General features: G+C 68.1%; 16 protein-coding genes. 5 read left to right on the forward strand and 11 right to left on the reverse strand.

Going from position 1 to position 23,273, the window contains the following annotated elements; genetic code table 11:
- Window positions 1-37 precede the first annotated feature (37 nt).
- Entirely contained in the window at window positions 38-3,025 is a 2,988-nt protein-coding gene (locus tag DEW08_RS29695; RefSeq protein ID WP_109334251.1) for a glycosyltransferase family 4 protein, read from the forward strand.
- A gap of 57 nt (window positions 3,026-3,082) precedes the next feature.
- Here DEW08_RS29695 and DEW08_RS29700 read toward each other — a convergent pair whose 3' ends face one another.
- The 8 genes from DEW08_RS29700 to DEW08_RS29735 all read right to left on the reverse strand — a co-directional run bounded on the left by DEW08_RS29700 (window position 3,083) and on the right by DEW08_RS29735 (window position 12,743).
- Window positions 3,083-3,484, reverse strand: coding sequence for a DUF6165 family protein (locus DEW08_RS29700; RefSeq protein WP_109334253.1), 402 nt, complete (start codon window positions 3,482-3,484; stop codon window positions 3,083-3,085).
- A gap of 12 nt (window positions 3,485-3,496) precedes the next feature.
- Window positions 3,497-4,981 (reverse strand): FkbM family methyltransferase, encoded by a 1,485-nt coding sequence (locus tag DEW08_RS29705; RefSeq protein WP_109334255.1) that lies wholly within the window; start codon window positions 4,979-4,981, stop codon window positions 3,497-3,499.
- A 149-nt stretch (window positions 4,982-5,130) separates the two neighbouring features.
- On the reverse strand, window positions 5,131-6,300 hold the full coding sequence (locus DEW08_RS29710; protein ID WP_146214792.1) for a hypothetical protein: 1,170 nt from the start codon (window positions 6,298-6,300) through the stop codon (window positions 5,131-5,133).
- Between the two features lie 43 nt (window positions 6,301-6,343).
- Window positions 6,344-7,993 carry a glycosyltransferase family 2 protein gene (locus DEW08_RS29715; protein WP_146214793.1) on the reverse strand — a complete coding sequence of 550 codons (1,650 nt, stop codon included), beginning with the start codon at window positions 7,991-7,993 and terminating at the stop codon, window positions 6,344-6,346.
- Between the two features lie 8 nt (window positions 7,994-8,001).
- Entirely contained in the window at window positions 8,002-9,348 is a 1,347-nt protein-coding gene (locus DEW08_RS29720) for an ABC transporter ATP-binding protein (protein WP_109334261.1), read from the reverse strand.
- Window positions 9,345-10,133, reverse strand: coding sequence for an ABC transporter permease (locus DEW08_RS29725; protein ID WP_109334263.1), 789 nt, complete (start codon window positions 10,131-10,133; stop codon window positions 9,345-9,347). The genes DEW08_RS29720 and DEW08_RS29725 overlap by 4 nt, the downstream gene beginning before the upstream one ends.
- Window positions 10,130-11,326, reverse strand: a complete 1,197-nt coding sequence (locus tag DEW08_RS29730) for a glycosyltransferase family 9 protein (protein WP_109334265.1) — start codon at window positions 11,324-11,326, stop codon at window positions 10,130-10,132. The genes DEW08_RS29725 and DEW08_RS29730 overlap by 4 nt, the downstream gene beginning before the upstream one ends.
- A 73-nt stretch (window positions 11,327-11,399) precedes the next feature.
- A complete protein-coding gene (locus DEW08_RS29735) occupies window positions 11,400-12,743 on the reverse strand; it encodes a class I SAM-dependent methyltransferase (protein WP_109334267.1) in 1,344 nt (447 codons plus the stop codon).
- Between the two features lie 270 nt (window positions 12,744-13,013).
- Between DEW08_RS29735 and DEW08_RS29740 the strand changes: the two genes are divergently transcribed.
- A complete protein-coding gene (locus tag DEW08_RS29740; RefSeq protein ID WP_109334269.1) occupies window positions 13,014-13,310 on the forward strand; it encodes a hypothetical protein in 297 nt (98 codons plus the stop codon).
- Between the two features lie 31 nt (window positions 13,311-13,341).
- Here the strand turns inward: DEW08_RS29740 and pseC are convergent, their stop codons facing one another.
- From pseC to DEW08_RS29755, 3 genes are all read right to left on the reverse strand, one after another.
- Window positions 13,342-14,559: a UDP-4-amino-4,6-dideoxy-N-acetyl-beta-L-altrosamine transaminase gene (pseC, locus tag DEW08_RS29745; protein WP_109334271.1), complete on the reverse strand. Its 1,218-nt coding sequence runs from the start codon at window positions 14,557-14,559 to the stop codon at window positions 13,342-13,344.
- On the reverse strand, window positions 14,556-15,611 hold the full coding sequence (gene pseB, locus DEW08_RS29750; RefSeq protein WP_109334273.1) for a UDP-N-acetylglucosamine 4,6-dehydratase (inverting): 1,056 nt from the start codon (window positions 15,609-15,611) through the stop codon (window positions 14,556-14,558). The genes pseC and pseB overlap by 4 nt, the downstream gene beginning before the upstream one ends.
- Window positions 15,612-15,723: 112 nt before the next feature.
- Window positions 15,724-16,791 (reverse strand): glycosyltransferase family 4 protein, encoded by a 1,068-nt coding sequence (locus tag DEW08_RS29755; protein WP_109334275.1) that lies wholly within the window; start codon window positions 16,789-16,791, stop codon window positions 15,724-15,726.
- Between the two features lie 414 nt (window positions 16,792-17,205).
- On the opposite strand from DEW08_RS29755, the gene DEW08_RS29760 reads away from it, so the two are divergent.
- From DEW08_RS29760 to DEW08_RS29770, 3 genes are all read left to right on the forward strand, one after another.
- On the forward strand, window positions 17,206-18,225 hold the full coding sequence (locus DEW08_RS29760) for a calcium-binding protein (protein ID WP_109334277.1): 1,020 nt from the start codon (window positions 17,206-17,208) through the stop codon (window positions 18,223-18,225).
- Window positions 18,226-18,400: 175 nt separating this feature from the next.
- Window positions 18,401-22,552 carry a glycosyltransferase gene (locus tag DEW08_RS29765; RefSeq protein WP_109334279.1) on the forward strand — a complete coding sequence of 1,384 codons (4,152 nt, stop codon included), beginning with the start codon at window positions 18,401-18,403 and terminating at the stop codon, window positions 22,550-22,552.
- A gap of 71 nt (window positions 22,553-22,623) precedes the next feature.
- Window positions 22,624-23,229 carry a class I SAM-dependent methyltransferase gene (locus tag DEW08_RS29770; RefSeq protein WP_109334281.1) on the forward strand — a complete coding sequence of 202 codons (606 nt, stop codon included), beginning with the start codon at window positions 22,624-22,626 and terminating at the stop codon, window positions 23,227-23,229.
- The last annotated feature ends 44 nt before the right edge of the window (window positions 23,230-23,273 follow it).

Genomic DNA, 23,273 nt, shown 5'->3' on the forward strand with positions numbered 1-23,273 from the left:
ACTCCGGGAGGCATGCCATACCTTTTGGAGTTCATGAATGGACCGTCATCCGAACCCGCCTTCCCGATCCGAGCGGGAGGGGGACACCCCCCGGGGTTCCGGGACCGAGGCGTTCTGCCGGCTGATCGAGACGCTGGGACGAACGGAGACGGTTCGGCATGTTCTGGTCACCGGCTGCTCGACGGACGGCCTCGCCCAGGCTCTGCGTCGGGGGCTGAAGGACAATTCCAACCACCCCCGGCTGTTCTGCATCGGGTCGCCACCGGACGAAGCCGACGACCTTGCCCGGTACTATGATCTGCCGTCCATTCCGGCAGGCGGGTTCCCGACTGCCGACAGCGTCGCCGGCTTCTACGCCGCCCTGCCCGCCGACCGGGAGCATGTCCCCCTCTGGCAGGTGCTGGACCGGTTGCGGCAGGAGTTCCGGCAGGCCGAGCACGGTGCGGAGGACGGCGCCATCGCCCGGATCAAGGCGGAGCAGGCGATCGCGCAGTTCGATATGGTGCTGATCGACGGGTCCGACTTCACCGGCCCGGCGGAACTGGAGGAGCTGCGCGGCGCGGCCCTCATCCTGCTTTCCGGCACCAACGGCTACAGGGGAGCCGGGGCGCGGCAGAGCCTGCTGGCCGATCCCGCCTACGAACCGATCCACGACGACCCTGCGGGCGGCTACGCGGCCTTCCGCCGTGTTGGTCTTGGGGGGGGTCTGCCGATTCATTTTTTCACGATCGTGCTGAACGGGGAGCCGTTCATCCGGTATCACGAGGGGGTGTTTTCCCAGCTTCCGATGGAGTGGCACTGGCACATCGTGGAGGGGGTGGCGTCCCTCAAGCACGACACGGCGTGGAGCGTGGCGTCGGGCGGGCGGGTTCTGGACAGCGTGCACGACCGCGGGCGCAGCAACGACGGCACCTCGGCCTATCTGGACGAGCTGGCGGCGCGCCATCCCGACCGGGTGACGCTCTACCGCAAGCCGCCGGGCGAGTTCTGGGACGGCAAGCGCGAGATGGTCAACGCGCCGCTGCCGTCCATCGGCGAGGACTGCCTGCTCTGGCAGGTCGATGCCGACGAGCTGTGGACGGCCGGGCAGATCCGCACCGTCCACGCCCTGTTCCAGGACAATCCCGGGCGCAGCGCCGCCTTTTACTGGTGCGACTATTTCGTCGGGCCCGAGCGCATCATCGCCACCCGCCACAACTACGCGCAGAACCCGCGCCAGGAGTGGCTGCGCACCTGGCGCTTTTCCCCCGGCATGCGGTGGGCGGCGCACGAGCCGCCGGTGCTGGCCGACGCCGACGGCCGCAACGTCGCCGCGGCCGACCCCTTCACCCAGGACGAGATGGAGGAGGCCGGCGTCGTCTTCCAGCATTTCGCCTACGCCACCGAGGCGCAGGCCGCCTTCAAGGAGAGCTACTACGGCTACCGCGACGCCACCGCCCACTGGTGGCGCCTGCAGCGCGAGGCGGCGGGGCCGGTGCTGCTGAAGGATTATCTGCCCTGGGTCACCGACACCACCCTGACCGACCTGGCCGCCGCCCGCGGCGTGGTGCCGCTGGCGGTGCCGGAGGGCAGCGGGGCGGCGGGCGGCTGGCGCTTCCGCGATCCGGACGAGGTGGCGGCGCTCCGGCGGGCGCTGCCGGCGGTGCATCCGAAGATCCTGGTGGACGGGGTGTTCTACCAGCACCTCAACTCGGGCATCGCGCGGGTGTGGACGGCGGTGCTGAAGGCGTGGGTGGCCTCGGGCTTCGCCCGGCATGTGCTGCTGCTCGACCGCGCCGGCACGGCGCCGCGCATCCCGGGCGTGCATACCCGGACCATCCGCGCCCACAGCTACGACGCCACCGGGGCGGACAGCCTGTACCTGCAGCGGCTGTGCGAGGAGGAGGGGGCGGACCTGTTCGTCTCCACCTACTACTCGACGCCGACGACGACGCCGTCGCTGTTCATGGGCTACGACATGATCCCCGAGGCGCTCGGCTTCCCGCTGGAGGACGAGGCGTGGCGCGAGAAGCACCGGGCGATCCGGCACGCCTGCGCCCACATCATGATCTCGCACAACTCGGCGCGCGACCTGGAGCGGCTGTTCCCCTCGGTGCCGGCGGGCAGCACGGCGGTCGCCTACTGCGGCGTCGACGCCGGCTTCCGCCCCGCCACCTTGGACGAGGTGGCGGCCTTCCGCGCCCGCCATGGGCTGAACGGGCCCTACCTGCTGATGGTCGGCGAGCGCTCGGGCTACCAGGGCTACAAGAACGGGCTGCTGCTGTTCCGCGCCCTGGGACAGGAGGCGGCCTCCGGTAATCGGGCCGGCGACCTGACGGTGGTGTGCATCGGCGGCCGGCCGGAGGTCGAGCCGATGTTCCGCGCCCTGGCGCCGGGGGTGCGCACGGTGCGGCTGTCGCTGCCCGACGAGGAGCTGCGCTTTGCCTATGCCGGGGCGCAGGCGCTGGTCTACCCGTCGCGCTACGAGGGCTTCGGCATGCCGATCGTCGAGGCGATGGCCTGCGGCTGCCCGGTCATCACCTGCGCCAACTCCTCGATCCTCGAGGTGGCGGGCGAGGCGGCGCTGTTCGTCGGGGAGGACGACGCGCAAGGCCTGCTCGACGCCATCGCCCGGACCCGCGATCCCGGCCGCCGCGCCGAACTGGTCGACCGCGGCCTGGAGCAGGCCGCACGCTTCACCTTCCCCGCCATGGCCCAGACCATGGCCCAGACCATGAGCGAAACCGTCCGGAGCCTCAAAACAGGCATCCTCGCCCCGCCTTCAACCCTCTGGAACGACGTCAGGACGATGCTGGCCGATGCCCAGCGCCGTATGCCCGACGGATGCCCTTCCCTTCCGGACGATGTTCCGCTGCAGCAGTGTCAGGCTGAGCTGGAGCGGAGCCAGGAGGCGCTGTCCCAGTGCCGGGCCGAGCTGGCACAGGTCCGGGAAATGGCGGAGTCGATGCGGAACAGCCCCTTCTGGCGGCTGCGCGGCCTCGTGATCGGCGGCCTGCGCCGGGCGGGGCTGCGCCGGCGATCCTGATCCTTCCCCCGTCTCTCCGGTCCCTGCCGTGCAAGGACCGGAGAGACGGGGTGGCCGTCAGTACGCGGCGTAGCTCTTCTCTTCCACGATGCGGGAATTGAAGAGCTCGTTGATCTTCTTCTTTACGGCGGCCCGCTTGTCGTTCGTCTTGTAGACGGAGCGGGCGAGTGCGACGAAATGTTCGTCGAAGCGGCCGTTGCGCTCGCAGTCGCGGACCGCGTCCTCGATATCCCAGATCTGCTTGTTGACCGCCTTCAGCTCCGCTTCGAGCGCGGCGAGCTCCGGGGAGGCCGGCACGCACTCCTTGCGCGCCTGCTCGAGGACCGTGATCTCGAAGCGGATGTTCTTCAGCTTTTCCGGATCGGAGATATTCTCGGACTTGATCTGGAGAATCGTGATCTTGTCGATCAGTTCTCCGATCGCGATCTCTACCATCGGCGGCTTGACAGTATTCGTCATGTCTTGAATCCGTTATTCGAGGCCGGTGGCCGTCAGATACTGCGACAGGAGATTGGACCCGGCGGCCTGATCGTGCCGTGCAATCAGGTGGGCGGCAAAATCGTACATGCGATAATTGACGTGGGCAATATAGGCGGCCTTCAGGAGAGCTGCGGCACCTTGATCGGCCAGCCGGTCCGTCGTCTTGACGTAGATGGCATCGGCCCAGGTCAGCTTGGTGCGCGCCTGCTGCCGCGGCAGGGCCGCATAGCCCGAGTGGCCGAGCTTGGTGAGGTCGAGAAGCTCGAAGCCCCGGGCGCGCAGGAAACGGTCGATATCGGGGAACAGGGGCTGGTCGACGTAGATCGGCTCGAATTCCACCTCGGTATGGACGAAGAGGACGCGCTCCAGCAGCCGCTCCGCTCCGAGGAGCACGTCGAGCTCGCCTCCCTGGACGTCGATCTTCAGATAGTCGCAGCCGCCCACCTCCGCGATGTCGTCCAGGCGCGTCGTCTCGACCGCCAGCCGCTTCACCGGCCGGCACATGTCGGCGAGCGCATAGAACTGGCGCAGATAATCCAGGTTTGGTTCCAGCAGGGAGGAGGTCGGGTCGAAATAGTTGATCTGGAACGAGGCGGGACCACCCTTGCCGATGAAGTGGTTGAGCATCATCACGCCCGGCTCGGCGGCGGTCCGCTTGTCGGCGGCTTCCTCCAAGGGCTCAAACCCGATCACGCGGCAGTGTCCGTCGGCCATCAGCGACGCGTAGACATGGTCCTCCGAGGTCAGCATCTGCGCGCCCACGTCCACCACCGTGACCGGCAGTTCGCCGATGGCGTCCGCGACTGCCGCGGGGAACGGAGCGGCGAGGCTGGCATTCGCCTCTGCCGCCTCAACCACGCGGTTGCCGACGTCCTTGCGGATATTCTCGATCGTTCCGGACAGTGCGGCCACACGCTCTTCCAGGACGGCCCGCTCGCAGGCGGCCTCGCTATACTGCCGGGCGAGCTGGAGGTAGAGCGCGCGCAGCCCGTCCGCCGTCCCCTCGGAGCCGGCCCGGGCGCTCCACTGCCGGGCGAGATCCGCGAACAGAGCATCTGCCTTCACCGTCTCCACACCCTCGGGAAGCGTGTAGCGGGCGGTGCTGAGCGACTCCACGACCGTCTGGAGTTGCTCGACCGCCGAACGGAGCGAGGCCAGCTCCGCTTCCTGCCGGGCCACGCGGATCGTGTTGGATTCGTATCCGGCAGCCATCCGCTCCATGTCTTCGCCAAGCTGGTGGATCAGCATGCCGACCCGGGCATCGAGACGTCCGACATCCGCCTGGATGGCGCCCTGGACCGATGACTGGGCCGCAGTCTGCGCCTGCCCGATGGCGGAGACCGCATCGGCCAGTCCATCGCTCCGGGCACGGAGTTCTGCCAACTCGGCCCTGATCGCAATGATCTCGCCGATGAGGCGTTGGAATTTCGTCCCGACGATCGGCACCATCGAGAGCAGGCGGCTGGTGACACTCATAAGACCTGAAGCCTTGCTGCGGGGAGAAGGGGAGGACGGCAAGTTCCTTGCCCGAATGAGATGGAAACTCTTGGTCTTTGCCGTTTCCGGAAGGGATGAAGTTATGATGTGCCGCAGATGTACCGTCAACGCATCGTACCGACGGCGGTTCACGTCATTTCGGCAAGCCAGGCATCCGAGTAGGGCTTGCCGATCTTCCTCAGGGTCAGCGTCTCGCCGGTGGCGACGTCGACCACCGGCATGTCGCCGATCAGCGCGAAGCGATCCACACCCGCCGTATAGCTGAGGCACCCCTCGGCATCCCGGCTGTCGCGGTGACGCGACGGGAAGGCCTTGATCTCCTCCAGGTAGGGCAGCACCGAGTGGGCCAGGTCGTGGCGGACGAAGAAGGCGTTGATGCCGTTGGAATTCGTCCCGAGGAATTCATATCCCCGCTGTTCCGCCAGATGGCGCAGCGCCGCGATCGAGGCCCCGAAATACAGGCCGCTGTGATGGGCCGCGAAGCGGGTGAAGGACGGATCGTACGGCACCACGACCGGCCGCGTATCGCCCAGGATCGGGTTGTACTCGCAGATTACGATCGCCGGGTCGACAGCGGTGACGGCCTTCCAGACCCAGTAGTCGTTGCCGTCGATGTCGACGGACAGGATGCCGAGCGGGCCGCCGAAACCGTTGCCGTCCAACAGGTCGTTGATGTTCTCGGCGGTGATGAAGGCCGGAACCGCCGTCAGGTCGTGCATCCAGTACAGTCGTTCGGACCGCAGGGCGCGCATGTGGTCCTCGCTGCCGTCCATCACCAGACCGCGCCAGTTGCGGTTCATCAGAAGGAACCGGCAGTTGGCCTCCCGGAAATTCTCGACCCCGAATTCCACGAAGCGGGTGTTGGGAACCGGCACATGAGCGGCCAGCCAGTCGATGATGCCGTCCTCGCCCCACTGGGAGAAAACCTTGAACTCGACCTCCGCGAGGTTGCGGATCCGCTGGAATCGGGGCAGTGACCGGCTCGCCATCCGGCCGCTCAGGAGCAGCGACCGCTCCATCGCATCGAGCACATGGTGATGGAGCATCGCGCCGTAGCCCGCCGCCTGGGCGGACTGCGCGGCGATCTCGTTGAGCCTGGGCGCCAGGGCCTGCTCCATCTGCGCGGTCAGACCTGCTCCGTCAGGCAGGGAGCCCACTGTCCGGTCGATGCGCTGGATGGTTTCCTCAAGTTGCAGCACAGTATCGTCCAGACGCCGCGTCCGGTTCGACAGGCTCCAGAATTCCCGGACCATGGCCTTCAGTTCGGACTTGATACGCATGAGCCTCGGCACGGTCATTCCCTCTGTTGCCGTTGATCGGACGTCTTCGCTGACTGATCGTTCAGGTCAGGCTGATCTGCGGAGCCCCATCAGCGGGGCGTGCCGCCGACGCTTGTCCCAAGGCGGCCTGCACCGCGACCGCCATGTCCCGATACTCTTCCATGATCTGCTTGATCTGGTGCATGTACAGCTTGTTGGCCTGTGTCTTCTGTGACGCATGGACGCGGCTGCAAGCCAGCATGTCGGGGATATGGTAGGCGGTTGCTCCCGCCAGCCCCATGCGCAGCCACATTTCATAGTCCATGGCGTAGAAGAGATGCGGCTTCAGCCAGCCGCCGGACAATTCCCAAATCCGCCGGGAGAAGAAGACTTCCGGCTGAAAGAAATAATTGCCCGTATGCCAGGACCGCGTGAATTTCATGAGATCGAGACCACTCAGCGGCGTCGGACCGCCGAACGGAAGCGCACAGTGATGCCGAAACAGCTCTTCCGCGCGGGTTTCCCCGATGCGCACGCAGCCTCCCACCACGAGATCCGGGGCGTGCTCAACATAGGTTTCGGCGATCCGGGCGAAGGAGCCCGGCTCCGCGAGGTCATCGCTGCACAGCCAGTTCAGGATGTCGCCGGTGGTGCGGCGGAATCCCTTGTTGAGGGCATCCGACTGGCCATCGTCTGGCTCAATCACCAGGGTCGAGAGATGCGGCCGGTAGCGCTCCAGGATCTTGACGGAACCGTCGGTCGATCCGCCGTCGATCACGATATATTCCAGGTTCGGATAGCCCTGGCTCAGCACGGAGTCGAGACAGGCCTCCAGGAAGCCGGCCTGGTTGTAGCTGACGGTGACCAGGGAGATCCTGGGGTGTTCGGCCTTCCTCAGAGGAAACGGGGCATGGCGCGGGGCGGCCGGCGCAATCAGGCCGAAGCCGGCGCCGAAGGGAGCGGCATCGGGCAGATCGGTCGTGGCGGACAGCGGCACGACGATTCCCGGCACGGAGACGCCGTGCCCGGCCAGGACCGACAGCGTCTCCGTCACGGCGCCCGGATCCAGGACGACGATGAGGCCGGTCGCCCGCAGCCCGTCCGGCACCGCCATGCGGAACCAGTCGAGGAAGGAGCCCGGCCGCGGACGGCGCAGGAAGCCCTCCGCGATCCAAGGCGCGTCCTGGCCATAACCTGGGTCGAGTCGGACTGCCTCCGTGCCGAGCGCCGCCACGGCCAGCCTCAGCGCCTCCGCCTCCTGTCCTTGTCCGATGATGCGGACCGTCTTGCTGCCGGCGGCCTTGTGGACGAGCGCGGCGAGCCGCTCGGCCGCCACCCTGGCGGAGGCCGGCACGCCGTCCAGCAGGTGGCGCAGGATCGGCAGCCGGCGCCACCAGGGCCAGACGGCGGCCTGCACAGGCGGGCGGCGGCGCGGCTGTGGCGGCTGTGGAAGGGCCGTGGGGCCGGACAGGTGGTCCACCGAGAGGGCGAAGCGCGGCCGGTCGCGGGGGATGCGGGACGGGAAAGGAATAGCCTCCCGAGCGATCTCCTCGTCGTCCAGGGCGATCTCCTCCTCGCAGATGCGGCGCAGCGCATCGGCCTGCACCACCTCGTCCAGCATCAGACGGAAGGGAAAGGGACTGCCCCACCCCCGCACCTCTAGGACGTGTCCGGAAGCGGCCTTCTCCGCATTGGGCGGAGGCTGCTCGCTCGAAGGGGCGGAGGGTTCCATGGATTGCCTCACTCTGCGTCGACGGCCTGGGCCCTGGCCGGGGCGGCGGAGGGATCGAACACTTCGAAGTCGGTATGCAGTTCCGCTACGCCGTAGAACTTCATCATCGGCTGGTCCCAGAAGACCAGGATCGGACCCAACTTGTCGTGCCGGTCGAGGAAACGGCCGGCGTTCTGGTCATCCGTCCCGTGCTGCTCCGCCGTCGCCAGCGAGATCGAGTATTCCCCGGGCATCACCGAGAAGCGCAGCCTGAAATGCACCACCAGCATCCTGCCCGGCTCCATCGGCTCCAGCACATGGCCGAGATTGCGCAGGCTGACGCCGTAGATGAGCTGGTTAAAGCGGTCATAGACCTCCACCCCGACGTTGGGCTCCACGATGCGCTCATGGGCCTTCAGCGCGAGCCAGATGTTCAGGGAGTGGGCGGAACGGACCTCCAGCACGTCCGCCCCCGCATCAGTGCAGACGCGTGCGGCGGTGATCTCCAGCCCACCGTTTCCCAGTCGCACCTTTCCATCCAGAATCGAGCGGCTGTGGATCGTGTCGATCAGCTCGCCTGCCGGAGCCGCCTCGGCCACCGCGGCGGCGGCTCCGGCGACGGCGGTGCCCGCCGGGGACGGGGTGGTGTTGGCCTGATAATAATGCATGACCGCTTCGTCGGGGGCGCCGATGAAGGTCGCCCGGCCGCCGTCGAGCAGAACGGCGCGGTCGCAGATGTTGCGGACGGCCGACATGTCGTGGGAGACGAACAGAAGCGTCGTGCCGCGGTCCTTGATCTGCTGGATCGCCTCGAAGCACTTCTGCTGGAAGAACAGGTCGCCGACGCTCAGCGCCTCGTCGACGATCAGGATGTCCGGCTCCATGAACAGGAAGATCGAGAAGGCGAGCCGCACGAACATCCCGGAGGAATAGGTCTTCACCGGGCGGTCGAAGAAGGGGCCGATGTCGGCGAACCGCTCGATGTCGTCCATCCGCCGGGTGGCATAGTCCGGATCGAAGCCGTGCAGCTCGGCGCTCAGCGAGACGTTCTGGCGACCGGTCAGCTCCACGTTGAAGCCGGTTCCCAGCTCCAGCAGGGCCAGCACCCGTCCGTCGACCCGGATGGAGCCCTCCGTCGGATGCAGCGTGCCGGTGATCATCTTCAGCAGTGTGCTCTTGCCGGAGCCATTGCGGCCGATGATGCCGACGCACTCCCCGCGTTGGACGGTGAAGTCGACGCCACGCAGGACCCAGTTGTCCTTATGGTCGCCCGGACGGTCGCCGCGCAGCCAACTGGCGATCCGGGCTCCGGCGCTGTTGTACAGCTTGAAGTTCTTGCCGAGGCCGGCGACCTCGATGACCGATGACGACGTCACAGCACATCCCTCAGATCTTTTCTGACGCGGCGCATCGTCACGATGCCGAGCAGGACCGCCGCCCCCGCCCAGGCCAGCATGGCGGCCCAGAGGCCGGGATCGGGCGGGGTGTAGTAGAGCAGGACCGAGCGGAAGCCGGACAGGAACGGGGCGAACGGGTTGACCACCGCGATCGTCTTCAGCAGCCGCGGCGCCGCCTCCTCGGTGTAGAGGATCGGGGCGAGCCACATCAGGACCTGCAGGATGACCGGGACGATCTGCCCCAGATCGCGGAAGAACAGGTTTAGGCAGGCCAGGAACAGTCCCAGCCCGAAGACCAGCGTCAGCAGCAGCAGGGCCACGGGCGCCAGCAGGAGCCACGAGACGTCCGGGAAATGCCCCATCACCGTGGAGAAGGTGAACAGGATCAGCAGCAGGATCAGGAAGGACAGCAGGGACGTGAAGGTCGCCTTCGCGACGAACACCTCCTCCGGAATCGGCAGCTTCTTCAGGAAATGGGCGCTTTCCAGCAGAGCCGTGCTGCCGCGGCCGACGGCCTCCGTGAAGAACAGCCAGGGAATGAGGCCCGAGGTCAGGTACAGCGCCATGCTGAATTCGGTGGAGTAATTCCCCTTCACCCGCACCGGCATGATGCCGGAGAACACCAGGCTCATCACCGCGACCATGGTGAAGGGATGGATCACGTTCCACAGGAAACCGAGCCTGGTCCCGGCATAGCGGTTCTTCAGGTCGTTCACGCTGTTGCTGATGATGTAGCGGCGGTACTGGTAAAGCGCCTTGATCATGATGCGAGATTTACCGCCTGCGGGAACTCGGGCTGGGACAGCCGGGATTGCGAAAGCTCGTCACCCAGCCTCTCGGCGATGCGGCGGCGATGGGGAAAGATCCAGCCGGGATCCTGCGGCAGCAGCGGCTGGATGCGCTCCCTGGCGAAAGCGGCCAGATCGGGCTGCCAGCCGTACCGTCCGGCCGTGGTCAGGGCCGACTGCGCGGCGTCCAGGATGCGGTTCTGCCGGATCAGGCACATCTCGATCAGTTCGGCATAATAATCGAAACGGACGGGAATGGTCTCGCCATAGGCGGCCTGCGCAGCCCCGATCCCATCCCGGGAAGCGGTGACGATGCAGCGCGCGATCCTCTCCGGATTCTCGTCAGTCATATCCAGCATGTGACCATGCGGCAGTCCCCAATAGGCGAAGTCGTGCGAGAAGCAGCCGAACACCGACCTGGAGCGGGACAGCAACTGGATGTTCGGCAGGGGCTGCGCCGCGGTGGAGGTGGCCGCCACGGTGCCGCCGCTTCCGGCGCCGACGAACAATGTGCAGTACCGGGTCAGGGCCGCGCTTTCGCGCAGCGAGAGTTCCCCGCCATGATAGGACTGCGGGTGGCGCAAGGCCATCGGCAGATGGGTGGAGAAGACGACGCTGGCCGAGGGCAGCCGGTCGTAGACCAGGGCGGCGACCTCCTGGGCGAGGTCGGGGGTGACGAAGGACTGGCCGCTCTTGGGCGAGCACTCGAACAGGATGCGGTGCTCGTGGTTCATCAGGCCGGTCCGCCGGACGAAATCCTCGACCCTCTGCTCCTCCTCGTCCGTCAGGACGATGACGTTCTCGATCGGGACGGTGATCGGGCGGCCGTAGCTGCGCAGGATGCTGGGTCGGATCGTCCCGTCGAAGTTCTGGAAGTTGTTGGGCCAGATCTGCGACAGGAAGGCATGGTCGAATTCATGACGAAGCAGCCGGCGGGTCGCTTCGCGCTCGAAGATGCGCCAGACCATCTCGTGGTGGGACCAGTCGGAGACCGCGATCTCCCAGACCTCGTCGATGTGGGGGTTGTTGGTCAGCAGCGGCGCGCACTGCGACGAGATCGCCCAGGTGATGTGGGCGTTGGGGTGGTCCTGACGGATCTGGCGGGCCAGGATGGTGGTGTAAAGGCAGTCGCCGTTGGCACCGAGCTGGCCGAGCAGGATACGCGTCACCTTGGAAACTCCTATCGCCAATGCCCGGCAGCGGTCCCGGACGACGGCCCGGGAACGGCTGCCTTGTGCATCATCAGCCGGCGACCTTGGCGTTGAGGAGGAGGTCGTTGAGCTGCTGGGCGCTGGTGGCGGCCTTGGCGAGGGCCTGGTCGTAGTTGTCGGGCCCGACGATTTCGACCTCGGGGAGTGGGAAGAGCATCCTGGTGCCGTTCATGATGGTCTCGCGCTCGCGCTCGAGGAACTCGCGCTTGAAGTGCCAGGGGAGGACGAGATAGTAGTCGGGCCTGCGCTCGCGGGACTCCTGCTCGGAGACGATGGGGATGTCGGTTCCCAGCGTGCGGGCTCCGACCTTTCCCGGGTTGCGCTCGGCGGCGCAGTCGACCAGCAGACGGTTGATGCCGTACCACTGCAGCAGGACGTTGCCCTTGGTCGAGGCGCCGTAGATGTGGACCTTTCCGCGCCGCGCCTGGACGTCGAACAGGATGCGGTTGAGGTCGTCGCGCAGCCGCTCGATGCGCTGCTGGAAGGCGCGGTAGGGCTTGTCGGTGTCCAGCTCCATCTCGAACTCCTGGATGCGGAGCCGGTGGAGGAAGGCCTTGTCCTCGGGCTTGCCGTAGGACAGGTTGGCGGCGTGGGTGGCGTAGCAGCGGATGCTGCCGCCGTTGATGTCGTTCAGCTCGGCCTTGAAGATGCGCAGGCCGGCCTTGGCGGCGATGGTCTCCAGCACCGACAGGCTGTAGTATTCCAGATGCTCGTGGCACACCGTGTCGAACGAGTTCTGGATCAGCATGAGCGGCAGGTAGGACATCTCGAAGACCCAGACGCCCTCCGGCTTCAGCAGGCCGGCGATCGCCGAGGCGAAGCCGACCGGGTCCTCCAGGTCGTAGAACATGGCGATGGAGGTGACGACGTCCAGCCCGCCCTTGGGCAGGACGGCGAGCGCCTGCTCGGAGGGGAAGACCGTGTTGACCACGGTGGCGCGGTCGGCGATCTCGTTGGCGATGTCGGAGGGGTCGACGCCGTAGCGCGTGGTGCCGTCGGGATAGTGGAACAGCAGCGTGCCGTCGTTGCAGCCGATGTCGAGCACGGTGGGGGCCGGCGTCCCGATCAGCCCCATCACGCTGTCGACGATGCCGTGCAGGTGGGTGCGCATCGTGGCGTTGGTGCCGGAGCGGTACCAGTAGTTGGCGTAGAGGATCTCCGGCGGGAAGCTGTGGGCAAGCTGCAGCAGCCCGCAGGCATGCTCGTCCTGCGTCACGTCGCACAGGACGAGCTGCGTCGGCAGCTTGCGCGTCGGCGGCATCAGGACGCCCGGCTTGACGAACGACCCCTGCAGATACTGATCGCCGAGATCGATCACCGGCTTCAGCTTCGTCGAGCCGCAAACGCGGCACGTCTGGCGGTAACGCGGATGCAAGAGGCCCCCTTATCTCTCGGTCCCTGTGCCGGCGGGCCGGCTCGGTCCGTGTGCCGGCCCGCCGGCGACGGGCCACTCCAAGCGGCTGAACCGTGGACGCTCTTTAGCGCAACCCCCCCTGCGTCGCAAGAGAAAGGCCCCCCTGCGGACCGGAGGGAAACCTGCCCGCTGTCGGCTCCGGCCGGATTTCAGCTTTCCGAGCATGGCCCCGCCGGGTTAGGAGAGAGGGGTTGGGCAGCCTAATCGATGGCAAGCGAGAGAGAGCGGAACATGGCCGAGGGAACCCCCGATTACTACGCGATGGTCGAAGAGGCCTGGCAGCTCAGCGACGCCGCCCGCGACTATGTCAAGAACGCGGGGCGCGAGGTGGACAATGCCGAGCTGTGGGACAAAGTCTTCTCCCCGTCGCCGCTGATCGACCGCGAGCGCACCGGCCGCGAGGGCGGGCAGCCGCTGGCCCGCATCTTCTTCACGAACCCCTACGGCCTGCAGTACCGCCCGGACCACAAGGACTGGATTCCCTTCCGCCACGGCGCGCTGGATCCGGCCTATCTGAAGATCGACTGATCCCGAGCCCGGCCGCCCGACGGGCGGCCGGTCAGAGCCCCAGCTCCGCGGCGAGCGCGCCGGCCACCCGGTCGACGTCGCCGTCCGCCATGTCGGGGAACAGGGGCAGCGACAGGGCGGCGGCGTAGAAGGCGTCGGCCCCCGGCAGCGCCAGCCCCTCCAGCCGCCGGCGCCAGAAGGGCTGGCGGTGGACCGGGATGTAGTGGACCTGGGTTCCGATGCCGCGCTCCCGCAGGCCGTGCATCACCGCGGCGCGGGAGCGGCCGAGCCCGGCGAAGTCGATCAGCGCCACGGCGAGATGCCAGGCCGGACGGCACCAGGGCACGCGCCCCAGCGGCCGGACGGCGGGGGCCAGCGGCGCCAGACGCTCCGCATAGAGCTCGGCGAGCCGGCGTCGGCGCGCCACGAAGCGGTCGAGCCGGCCGAGCTGGCTGAGCGCGAGCGCGCATTGGATATCGGTCAGCCGGTAATTGTGGCCCGGCTCCGCCATCTCGTAATACCAGGGATTGGGCGAGTCGTCGGCGTCGAAGCCGGCGTCCGGGTCGGCGAGCGGGGCCGGATGGCGCGTCATGCCGTGGCTGCGCAGCACCCGCATCCGTTCGGCGAGCCGCGCGTCGGCGGTGGTGACCGCGCCGCCCTCGCCGGCCGCGATGGTCTTGACGGGATGGAAGGAGAAGGCGGTCATCGTCCCGTCGGCACAGGCGCCGACCGGCACCTCCTCGCCGCCGCCGCTCCGGGTGACGCTGCCCAGCGCGTGGCAGGCATCCTCCACCACGGCCAGCCCGCGGCTGTCGGCGAGCGCCCCCAGCCCCGCCATGTCGGCGGCCTGCCCGGCGTAATGGACGGGGAACAGGGCGCGGACGCGCAGCCCGGCGGCCTCGGCCCGGGCGATGGCCTCCTCGGCCTGCGGCACGCCCATCAGGCCGGTCGCCGGATCGACGTCGGCGAAGGCGACCTCCGCCCCGGCATGATGGACGACGCTGGCGGTGGCGAGGAAGGTGAGGGAAGGCACCACCACCGCGTCGCCCGGGCCGAGATCCAGGGCGAGCGCCGCGAGGTGCAGGGCCGCCGTCCCGGTGGCGCAGGCGACGGCATGCGGCACCGCCAGCCGTTCGGCGAGCGCCGTCTCGAACGCCTCCACCGCCGGCCCCTGGGTCAGCCAGTCGCCGCGCAGCACGGCCGTCACGGCGGCGATGTCGTCCTCATCGACCGACTGGCGGCCGTAGGGCAGGAAGGGCGCGCCGGTCACGCCGTCTCCGCCAGGAGGCTGGTCAGCTCCTCCCCTTCCAGCCAGAGGTCGTTGCTGTCGCTGGCATAGCGGAAGCCGTCGGGCACCGTCCGGGCGCCCAGCTCCACATAAGGCTCGTGCTTCCACCAGGAGAAGGCCGGCTCGATCACGTAGCGGTCGCACAGCTCCACGGTCTGGCGGGAGTCGTCCTCGGTGATCATCACCTCGTGCAGCTTCTCGCCCGGCCGGATGCCGACCACCCTCTGCGGCAGGTGCGGGGCCATGGTGCGGGCGAGGTCGACGATGCGCATGCTGGGGATCTTGGGCACGAAGATCTCGCCGCCGCGCATCAGGGCGGCGCAGGAGACGACGAATTCCACCCCGCGCTGCAGCGTGATCCAGAAGCGGGTCATCCGCTCGTCGGTGATCGGCAGGCTGTCGGCCCCCTCGGCGATCAGCTTGCGGAAATAGGGCACCACGCTGCCGCGCGACCCCACCACGTTGCCGTAGCGCACCACCGAGAAGCGGGTGCCGACCGAGCCGGACAGGTTGTTGGCCGCGATGAAGATCTTGTCGGAGGCCAGCTTGCTGGCGCCGTAGAGATTGATGGGGTTGGCCGCCTTGTCGGTGGACAGCGCGATCACCCGCCGGACGCCGTTGCGGATCGCCGCATGGACCACGTTCTCCGCACCGTAGACGTTGGTGTGGATGCACTCCATCGGGTTGTATTCGGCCGTCGGCACATGCTTCAGCGCCGCCGCGTGGATGCACAGGTCGACCTCCCGCATCGCAAGGTCAAGCCTCCCGCGGTCGCGCACGTCGCCGATGAAGAAGCGCAGCCGCGGCAGCCATTCGGCCGGCAGGGACTGCTGCATCTCGTACTGCTTGAACTCGTCGCGCGAGAAGACGATGACGCGGCGCGGACTGGCGCGCTCCAGCAGGGTGCGGACGAAGCGGGACCCGAAGGACCCGGTTCCGCCGGTCACCAGCACCGAGCGGTCGGAGAACTCGCCCAGCCCGGCGGACAGCCATGCGGCGGCGGATGCGGCTTCCTGAGGATCGAAAACGGCCATGGAACCCGAAAGATATAAGACGGCAAGGTAGGAACGTTGCCAGACTTTGCGCTCGGGTGTCCAGCGGCAGTGCCGGAAAGCGCATCGTCGAGTCCCTTCCGGCGACCATCCGTCAGCCGGCGGCGGCGGCGCGCAGCAGCCCGACCAACCGTGGGGCGGTGACGGCCAGGGAGTACTGCGCCTCCACCTTGGCGCGGCCGGCCGCACCCATCCGGGACCGCAGGCCGGGATCCCTGGCCAGGCGACGCAGCGCCTCCAGCCACTCGTCCGGCGTCTCGGCCAGGAAGCCGTTGACGCCATGCTCCACGATGTCGCGGTTGACTCCCACCGGCGAGGCGATCACCGGCTTGCCGCAGGCCATGTACTGGATCAGCTTGTAGCCGCACTTGCCCTGCTCCCAGGGCGTGTCGTCGAGCGGCATGATGCCGATGTCGAACGCGGCGATATGCCCCGCCTCGCTGTCCTCGCTCCAGGGGTGGTGATCGGTGGAAGGGCCGTACAGGACCTTGGGGTTGGCCCCCACCAGACTCAGCCGCGCCCCGGTTTCCGCCTCGAGTCGCCGCAGCGGCCCGGCGATCAGGCTGAGGTAGTGATCGGTCATCGGCGAACCGATCCAGCCGACCACCGCCGGTCCGTCGGCCGGTGCCGGAGGCGGTAGTGGATAGCGGTCGAGGTCCACCACGGTCGGCAGGATCTCCACCGCCCGGGCCCCCGCCGCGGCGGCGCGGTCGGCAAGATAGGCGTTGCCCGCGGTGACCAGGGCCGCCCGGCGCATCACCCGGTCGAGCTTGCGCCCCAGGAGGTGCCGGACCAGCGGCCAGCGGCTGCGGTCATAATGATGGAACCAGGCGTCGTCGAAATCGACGATGTAGGGCGGCGCATTCCGCAGGAACCAGCTCTCTATTCCATAGGGCAGCCAGGGCAGGAGTTCCTTCTCGATCCACAGAAGGTCGAACCGGCACAGCCCGGCCATGTGGCGTAGCCGGTCGGCGTAGGCGGCGGCGATGCGCAGGGGCGAGCGCGGCTTGCCGGCGTACAGCGCCTCCAGATAGGAGTCCGGCAGCAAGGGGGCCACCGATACCGACAGTCCCGCCTCGGCGAGAGCCGGCAGGAACTGGTAGTGCCGGATACGGCTGCTGGGCCCCATCGGGCTGTAACGGGTGAGCAGCAGGATACGCATGGCCGCGGGTGGTGTTTCTTCTGACAATGGCACGGCGGCGGCGTTTTCTGGAGACCAGGGGCGGCGAGCCGTAGCGGGCGGGGCGGCCGGAGGCAGGCCGGACCCGCAGGTGCGGTCCGATTTCCTTGGAACGTTCAGTGCGCGGCGCGGAACCGGATACAGTGCATCTTCCCCAAAGAGGCCGGGCAGATCCACCGGCACATTATGTGTCGGAATGTTTTGCAGGATCCGCGGTTATTGTCCATTGGGCGAATTCGGTTTGTTTGTGTACCACTTAAGCGGCGCGTGCCCTGGGCAGGGTATCCGATTGGGCTGTTTCATTCCGCACTTGCAAATTGGGCATACCGATGATATCGAGCCTAGTGTGTGCCACAAGGCTCAAAGCTTTAGCCACTTTGGCGGGGGTTTCAAAACATGGCAGTTTCGTCCACGATCACTGGTGGCATCACCAATGCCACCGACACGTCCACCCTTGCGGGTGCGATCATCAAGAACACCAGCCTGGTGAACTCGGCCAATCTGACCAGCACCCCCTTGCTGGTGACCAGCGCCGCCAGCCCTGTGGATCCCGGAACCGCTTCCGGCGTCGCCCTGATCGCGTCCACGGTTGCCGGCGCAGTAACCCTGCTCGGCGGTGCGGGCAACAACAACCTGCTCGTCGCCAACGACAAGGCTGGGACTGTCCTGCAGGCGGGTACCGGCATTGGCCAGACCCTGGTCGGTGGCACGGGTGGCCAGCTTCTCGGCACTTCCGCCACGGGCAACGGTGCGGCCACCATCCTGGGCGGTACGGGGTCGGACACGGTCGTTGCTGCGGCCGGCAACAATGTGCTGACCGCTGGTGAAGGCAACAACACCATCGTGGCTGTCGGCGGCAACAACCGGATTTTTGCCGCCGGCAATGATACCGTTTTTGCTGCAGGCGGTAACGCCACCATCGGTGCCGGTACTGGTAACTCCACGCTCTTCGTCACCAGTGGCAACAACCTGATCACCGGCGGCCAGGGCAACACCACCATCGCCGCCGCGGCCGGCAACAACACCATCTTCGGCGGCTCGGGCAACACCACCATCGCTGGCGGCGGTGGCAACGACGTGCTGATCGGTGGCACCAGCAAGTCCGCCAACGTCGTCATCGGCGGCTTCGCCGGCAACGACACCCTCATCGGCGGCGTCGGCAACGACACGCTGTTCGGCGGTGACGGCAACGACGTCTTCGTGTTCAGCACGGTCTTCGGCGGCGGCAAGCACATCATCGGCGACTTCAAGGCCGGCACCGACCTCATCGCGGTCCAGGGCTACGGCATGACCGCCGCCCAGGTTGCCAGCAGCGTCACGGTCACCGGCGGCAGCTCGGTGATCTCGCTCAGCGACGGTACGCAGATCACGATCGCCGGCGTCACTGGTCTGACGGCCAGCAGCTTCGCGGTCTAATAAAAACCCCTGCACATGCCTTATGGACCTGCCGAGCAATCGGCGGGTCCATTTTTATATCAACGGCCTTCTTCCCCGGTCGCAGGTCCGTTCCCATCGATTCCGCCTTTCCGTCGGCCGATTCCTCTCCAGGGCGGATGCGGTGGCCCGGTGCCCGGAAGGGATCCTCACTCCTATGCAAGTTCCTCTGGATTTGAAGGATCAGGCATCCCGGCAGCAGCTCGACCGGCTGCTCGACGCCGACCGAGTCGCCGAAGCCGAGGACGTCGCCCGCGCTTTGCTGGCGGACGAGGACTCCCATGTTCAAGGAGCGACCGGCCTGGCCCGCTGCGCCTTCGCCCGCGACGATCTCGACGGAGCGTTGCGCTGGTCCGGGCGGGCTGCGCGCTTCGCCCCCAACGACATCGCCCTCAAGGCCTTTCACGGTGCCCTTCTGACTGCCGCAGGGCGCCCCGCCGAGGCCGTCGCCCTGCTGGAGAACCAAGCTGAACAGGCGGTCACCCCGACCGCGTCGATCGCCCTGGCACAGGCACTGGCCCGTCTCGGCAGCCAGGACCGGCTGCTGCCGCTGGTCGCCCGCCTGCTCCACCGCTTTCCGCCGGCCATCGCACCCCTGCTGGCCGACCTGGCCGAGCATACGGTGCTTTCCGGCATGACGGTCGGCTGGGCGGCAGCCGATCCGGACCTGTGCATCACCGGCGCCTTGTCCGTGAAGGAGGGGATTTCCGCGGATTCGGTGCTACGCATCGATTCGCCGCACGGACCGCTTCTGGCGCTTGCCCTGCCTGCCTTCCTGCAGCGTTTCGGACGATCCGGCGGGCCGCAGGGCCTCTTCCGCTTTGCCGTCCCGCTCGACGCGACAACGGAGGGAGAGGAGTTGGCTCTCACCCTGAGCGGCGTGCCGCTGCTGGGGTCTCCCCTGCGCCCCCTGCGCTGCGCTCCGGTCGAGGGAAGCGCCGTGCTGGAAGGCAGCGTCCTGTCCGGCTGGGCCTGGTGTCCCGGTGATCCCCCACGGCAGGTGGCCGTACGGGTCGGCGACTCCACCGGCCGATCCGTGACCTTCGCCGCCGACCGCCCGATCGAGGCTCCCGGGGACTTCGGAATGGAGGACGGGAAGTACGGCTTTCTCCTCGACCTGGAGAAGACGTCGCTGACCCCCGGCCTGCTGCAGGTTACCGCGGGGGCGGGCGATACTCCGCTCGCCGGCAGCCCCCTGCCCTGGCCCGGCCCGAACCGGGCAATCCGGCTGCCGGCTCCCGTCCTTCCACCACCTGCCCGCCCGGGCCGCAGCCTGCGCCCCCCCGCCGCCATCGACGTGGTGATCCCGGTCTACCGGGGCCGGTCGGAGACACTGGCCTGCCTGCATGCGGTCCTCGCCACGGTGGCGGGCCTGCCCTGCGAGATCGTCGTGGTCGACGACGCCACTCCCGAACCGGACCTCGCCCGCGACCTCGACGCTCTTGCGGCCGAAGGGCGAATCACCTTGCTGCGCAACGAGCGCAACCTCGGCTTTCCGGCCACCGTCAACCGCGGGCTGAAGTCGCATTTCGACGGGGTGCGGGCCAAGCGGGACGTCGTGCTGCTCAACGCGGACACGCTGGTCGCCGGCGATTGGCTGGTCCGGCTGCGGGCCGCAGCATGGTCGGCCCCCGACATCGGTACGGTGACGCCCCTGTCCAACGACGCGACGATCCTCAGCTATCCTTCCGGGCAGAAGCGGCCGCCGGCGCCGACATCCGCCGGGACACAGGCGCTCGACCGGATCGCCGCCACCGTGAATGCCGGCCTGCGGGTGGAGTTGCCGACCGCGGTCGGCTTCTGCACCTATATCCGGCATGACTGCCTGGAGGAGACCGGGCTGCTGGAGGAGCGTCTCTTCGGACGGGGGTACGGCGAGGAGAACGACTTCTGCCTGCGCGCCCGGCAGCGGGGCTGGCGCCATGTCGCCGCGGCCGACGTCTTCGTCGCGCATGTCGGCGGCCGCTCCTTCGGTCGCCACAAGACCATCCTCGGCGCCCGCAACGGCCGGCTTCTGGAGAGCCTGCACCCCGGATACGATGCGCTGGTGCGCGCCTTCATCAAGGACGACCCGCTGATGGCGGCGCGGCGGCGGCTCGACCTTGCCCGCTGGACGGCCGGACCGGACCACCAGGCCATCCTGCTGGTCACGCTGGGTGGCCGCGGCGGCGTCGCCCGCTTCGTGGAGGAACGCAGCGCCGCCCTGCGCGCGGAGGGCCGGCGGGTTCTGCGCCTCGTGCCCGAGACCGACGAGGATGAGGAGGCCGGGGACGAGCGGGATGCGAAAAGGCGGGACGGAGAAGGGAAAGGCGACGACAGACGCGCGTCCCCCGCACCGCTCCCGGCCGAGCGGCGCTGCCGGATCGTGGTGGACGCCCGCCCCGACCTGCACGACCTGACGTTCCGCACCCGCACCGAGTTCGCGGAACTCGTGTCCGCCCTGCGGCAGGCCGGCGTCGCGGCGGTGGAGTTCCACCACCTGATGGGCCATGACCCTCTGGTGCTCGATCTGCCGGGACGGCTCGGGGTGCCATACGACCTCGTCGTCCATGACTATGGCCTGATCTGCCCCCGCGTGAACCTGGTGGACGGCGGCGGCCGTTATTGCGGCGAACCGGACCTCGCCGCCTGCGAGCGCTGCACCGCCGATCCACGGGACCGTTTCGACCCGGACCTGACGGTGACCGCGCTCCGCCGGCGCAGCCGCCATCTGGCCGCCGGAGCGCGGCGGATCACGGTGCCGACGCGTGACGTGGCCGACCGCCTGCTGCGCCATATCCAGCCCCGCCCTGTCACCGTCACACCCTGGGAGACGGTGGTTCCGGTTCCCGGCCCCCGGCCGCCGCGCACCCGCGAGGGCCGATGGCGCATCTGCACCATCGGTGCCGTCGGCATCCAGAAGGGCTACGAGATCCTGCTGGCCTGCGCGCGGGACGCGGCGGCGCGCGACCTGCCGCTGGAGTTCGTGGTGGTCGGCTTCACCGAGGAGGACCCGCCGCTGTTCGCCACCGGCCGGGCCTTCGTGGTCGGTCGCTTCCACGAGGAGGAGGCGGTCGATCTGGTGCGGGCGCAGGGCGCCCACCTTGCCTTCCTGCCCTCCATCTCGCCGGAAACCTGGTGCTACGCCCTGTCGACCGCCTGGCGCTCCGGGCTCCAGGTCGCCGCCTTCGATCTGGGTGCGCTCGGCGAGCGAATCCGCGCCCATGGCGGCCATCTTCTGCCTCCGTCGCTGGATGCGTCGGCAATCAATGATGCGCTCCTGGGTCTCCTTGACGCTCATACGCTGTCTGGCGTAGCAATCGATCCACCCGTTCCCGTCCGGCCGGGTCCTGGACCCGGCGGCCTGGCCGCGCCGGACATGCCGGACCGCCACCGCCCAACCTTCCGTTCCCGTGGAGTATCGTCGATGTTCGGTAGCGCTGCGCCCGCTGAAGCTGCACAGTCCAGCCAGATCAAAGCCACGGCCCAGACCCTTGCTTTGACGCCCGGCTTCTACTCCCTGATCGTAACGAATGGCGGCGGCGCCGCGGTCGTCGGCGATTTCCCGCTGCCGAGCGTGCAACTGGCCGCCGCCCCCAACGCGGCGGCGGGAACCGATGTAGAGATGATCGGAACGGCGCCGGGCAACTGGCTGACCAAGCCGGGCGACGTGGTCATCATCAAGGTTTCGGGCGGGACCGCCAACGTGGTCCTCACCTCCTACAAGCATGTCGACCGGCCGAACGCCTTGCTGAACCTGCAGGTCGCGCGTATCGACGACGCGGTTGCCCCGCAGGCCGCCCCGATCTCCCAGGCCGCTTCCATGCCGGCGGCTCCGATGCCCATCGGTCCGGCACCGGTACCGCAGCAGGCTCCTCTCCAGATCACCCGGCCGCCGCGGACCGAGATCCTGGCCCACATCCAGCGCCAGGGCGATATGCGCTTCGCCGATGGCAACTGGGCCGGCTGCGTCGGCCAGCGGCAGTGGATCGAAGCCTTCTCCATCACCCCGGTGGAAGGCCTCGCTCCCGAGGACATCGAGTACAAGGGCCTGACGGCCAACGGCTGGGAGACCCCCTGGATCTCCGGCGGCAACATGTGCGGCAGCCGCGGCCTCGGCACGCCGCTGATCGGCTTCTCGATCCGCCTGCGCGGTGCCGCCGCCGAGCGGTTCGACTGCCACTATGAGGGCGCGTTCGTCAGCGGCCACCGCTCCGCTCCCGGCCTGAACGGCACCCCCTGCCGGTCCGACGCCATCGGCGATCCCCTGGAAGGCATCCTGCTGCGCATCGTGGAGAAGCAGGCCGGTCTGCGGCCGGGCTTCCTCTGAACCCAGCCGGCTCCTGGGCGATGATTCAGTCCCTTTCCCAGACGACGGACAAGACGGCCCGGGGGGCATCGATGCGCAAGACGGTGCTCAATGTCGGCTGCGGGCCTCGTGGCACCAGCGCCATCGGCCCGCTCTTCCCGGCGGAGACCTGGCAGGAGGTCCGGCTCGACATCGACCCGGGGGTCGGGCCGGACGTCGTCGCATCGATGACGGACATGTCGCCCATCCCGGACGGGAGCATGGACGCCGTCTGGTCGTCGCACAACCTGGAGCACCTCCATGCGCACGAGGTGCCGGGGGCGCTGGGAGAGTTCCTGCGGGTCCTGCGCCCCGGCGGCATGCTGATGCTGTTCGTTCCCGACCTGCAGGCGATCGCCCAGATCGTGGCCGAGGATCGCCTGGACGATCCGCTCTACATGTCGAGCGTCGGGCCGGTCTCGCCGCTCGACATCATCTTCGGCTTCGGGGCGGCGATCGCCGCCGGAAACCACTTCATGGCGCACCGCACCGGCTTCACGCCCAAGGTCCTGGGGCGGGTCCTGCAGGAGGCAGGCTTCGAACCCGTCGCGATCTGGCGCCGGGCGATCGCTTATGAACTGCAGGTCAAGGCCTTTCGCCCTCCTGCCCCGGCGAGGGTGATGGAGGTCATCGGCCTCGGTCCGGACGCCGCCGGCTGAACCCGGCCGCGACGGCGAGGATGCCGGCCCGACCGTAACGGCCC

Origin of the sequence: Azospirillum thermophilum (assembly GCF_003130795.1) — a bacterium.
Taxonomy (GTDB): domain Bacteria; phylum Pseudomonadota; class Alphaproteobacteria; order Azospirillales; family Azospirillaceae; genus Azospirillum; species Azospirillum thermophilum.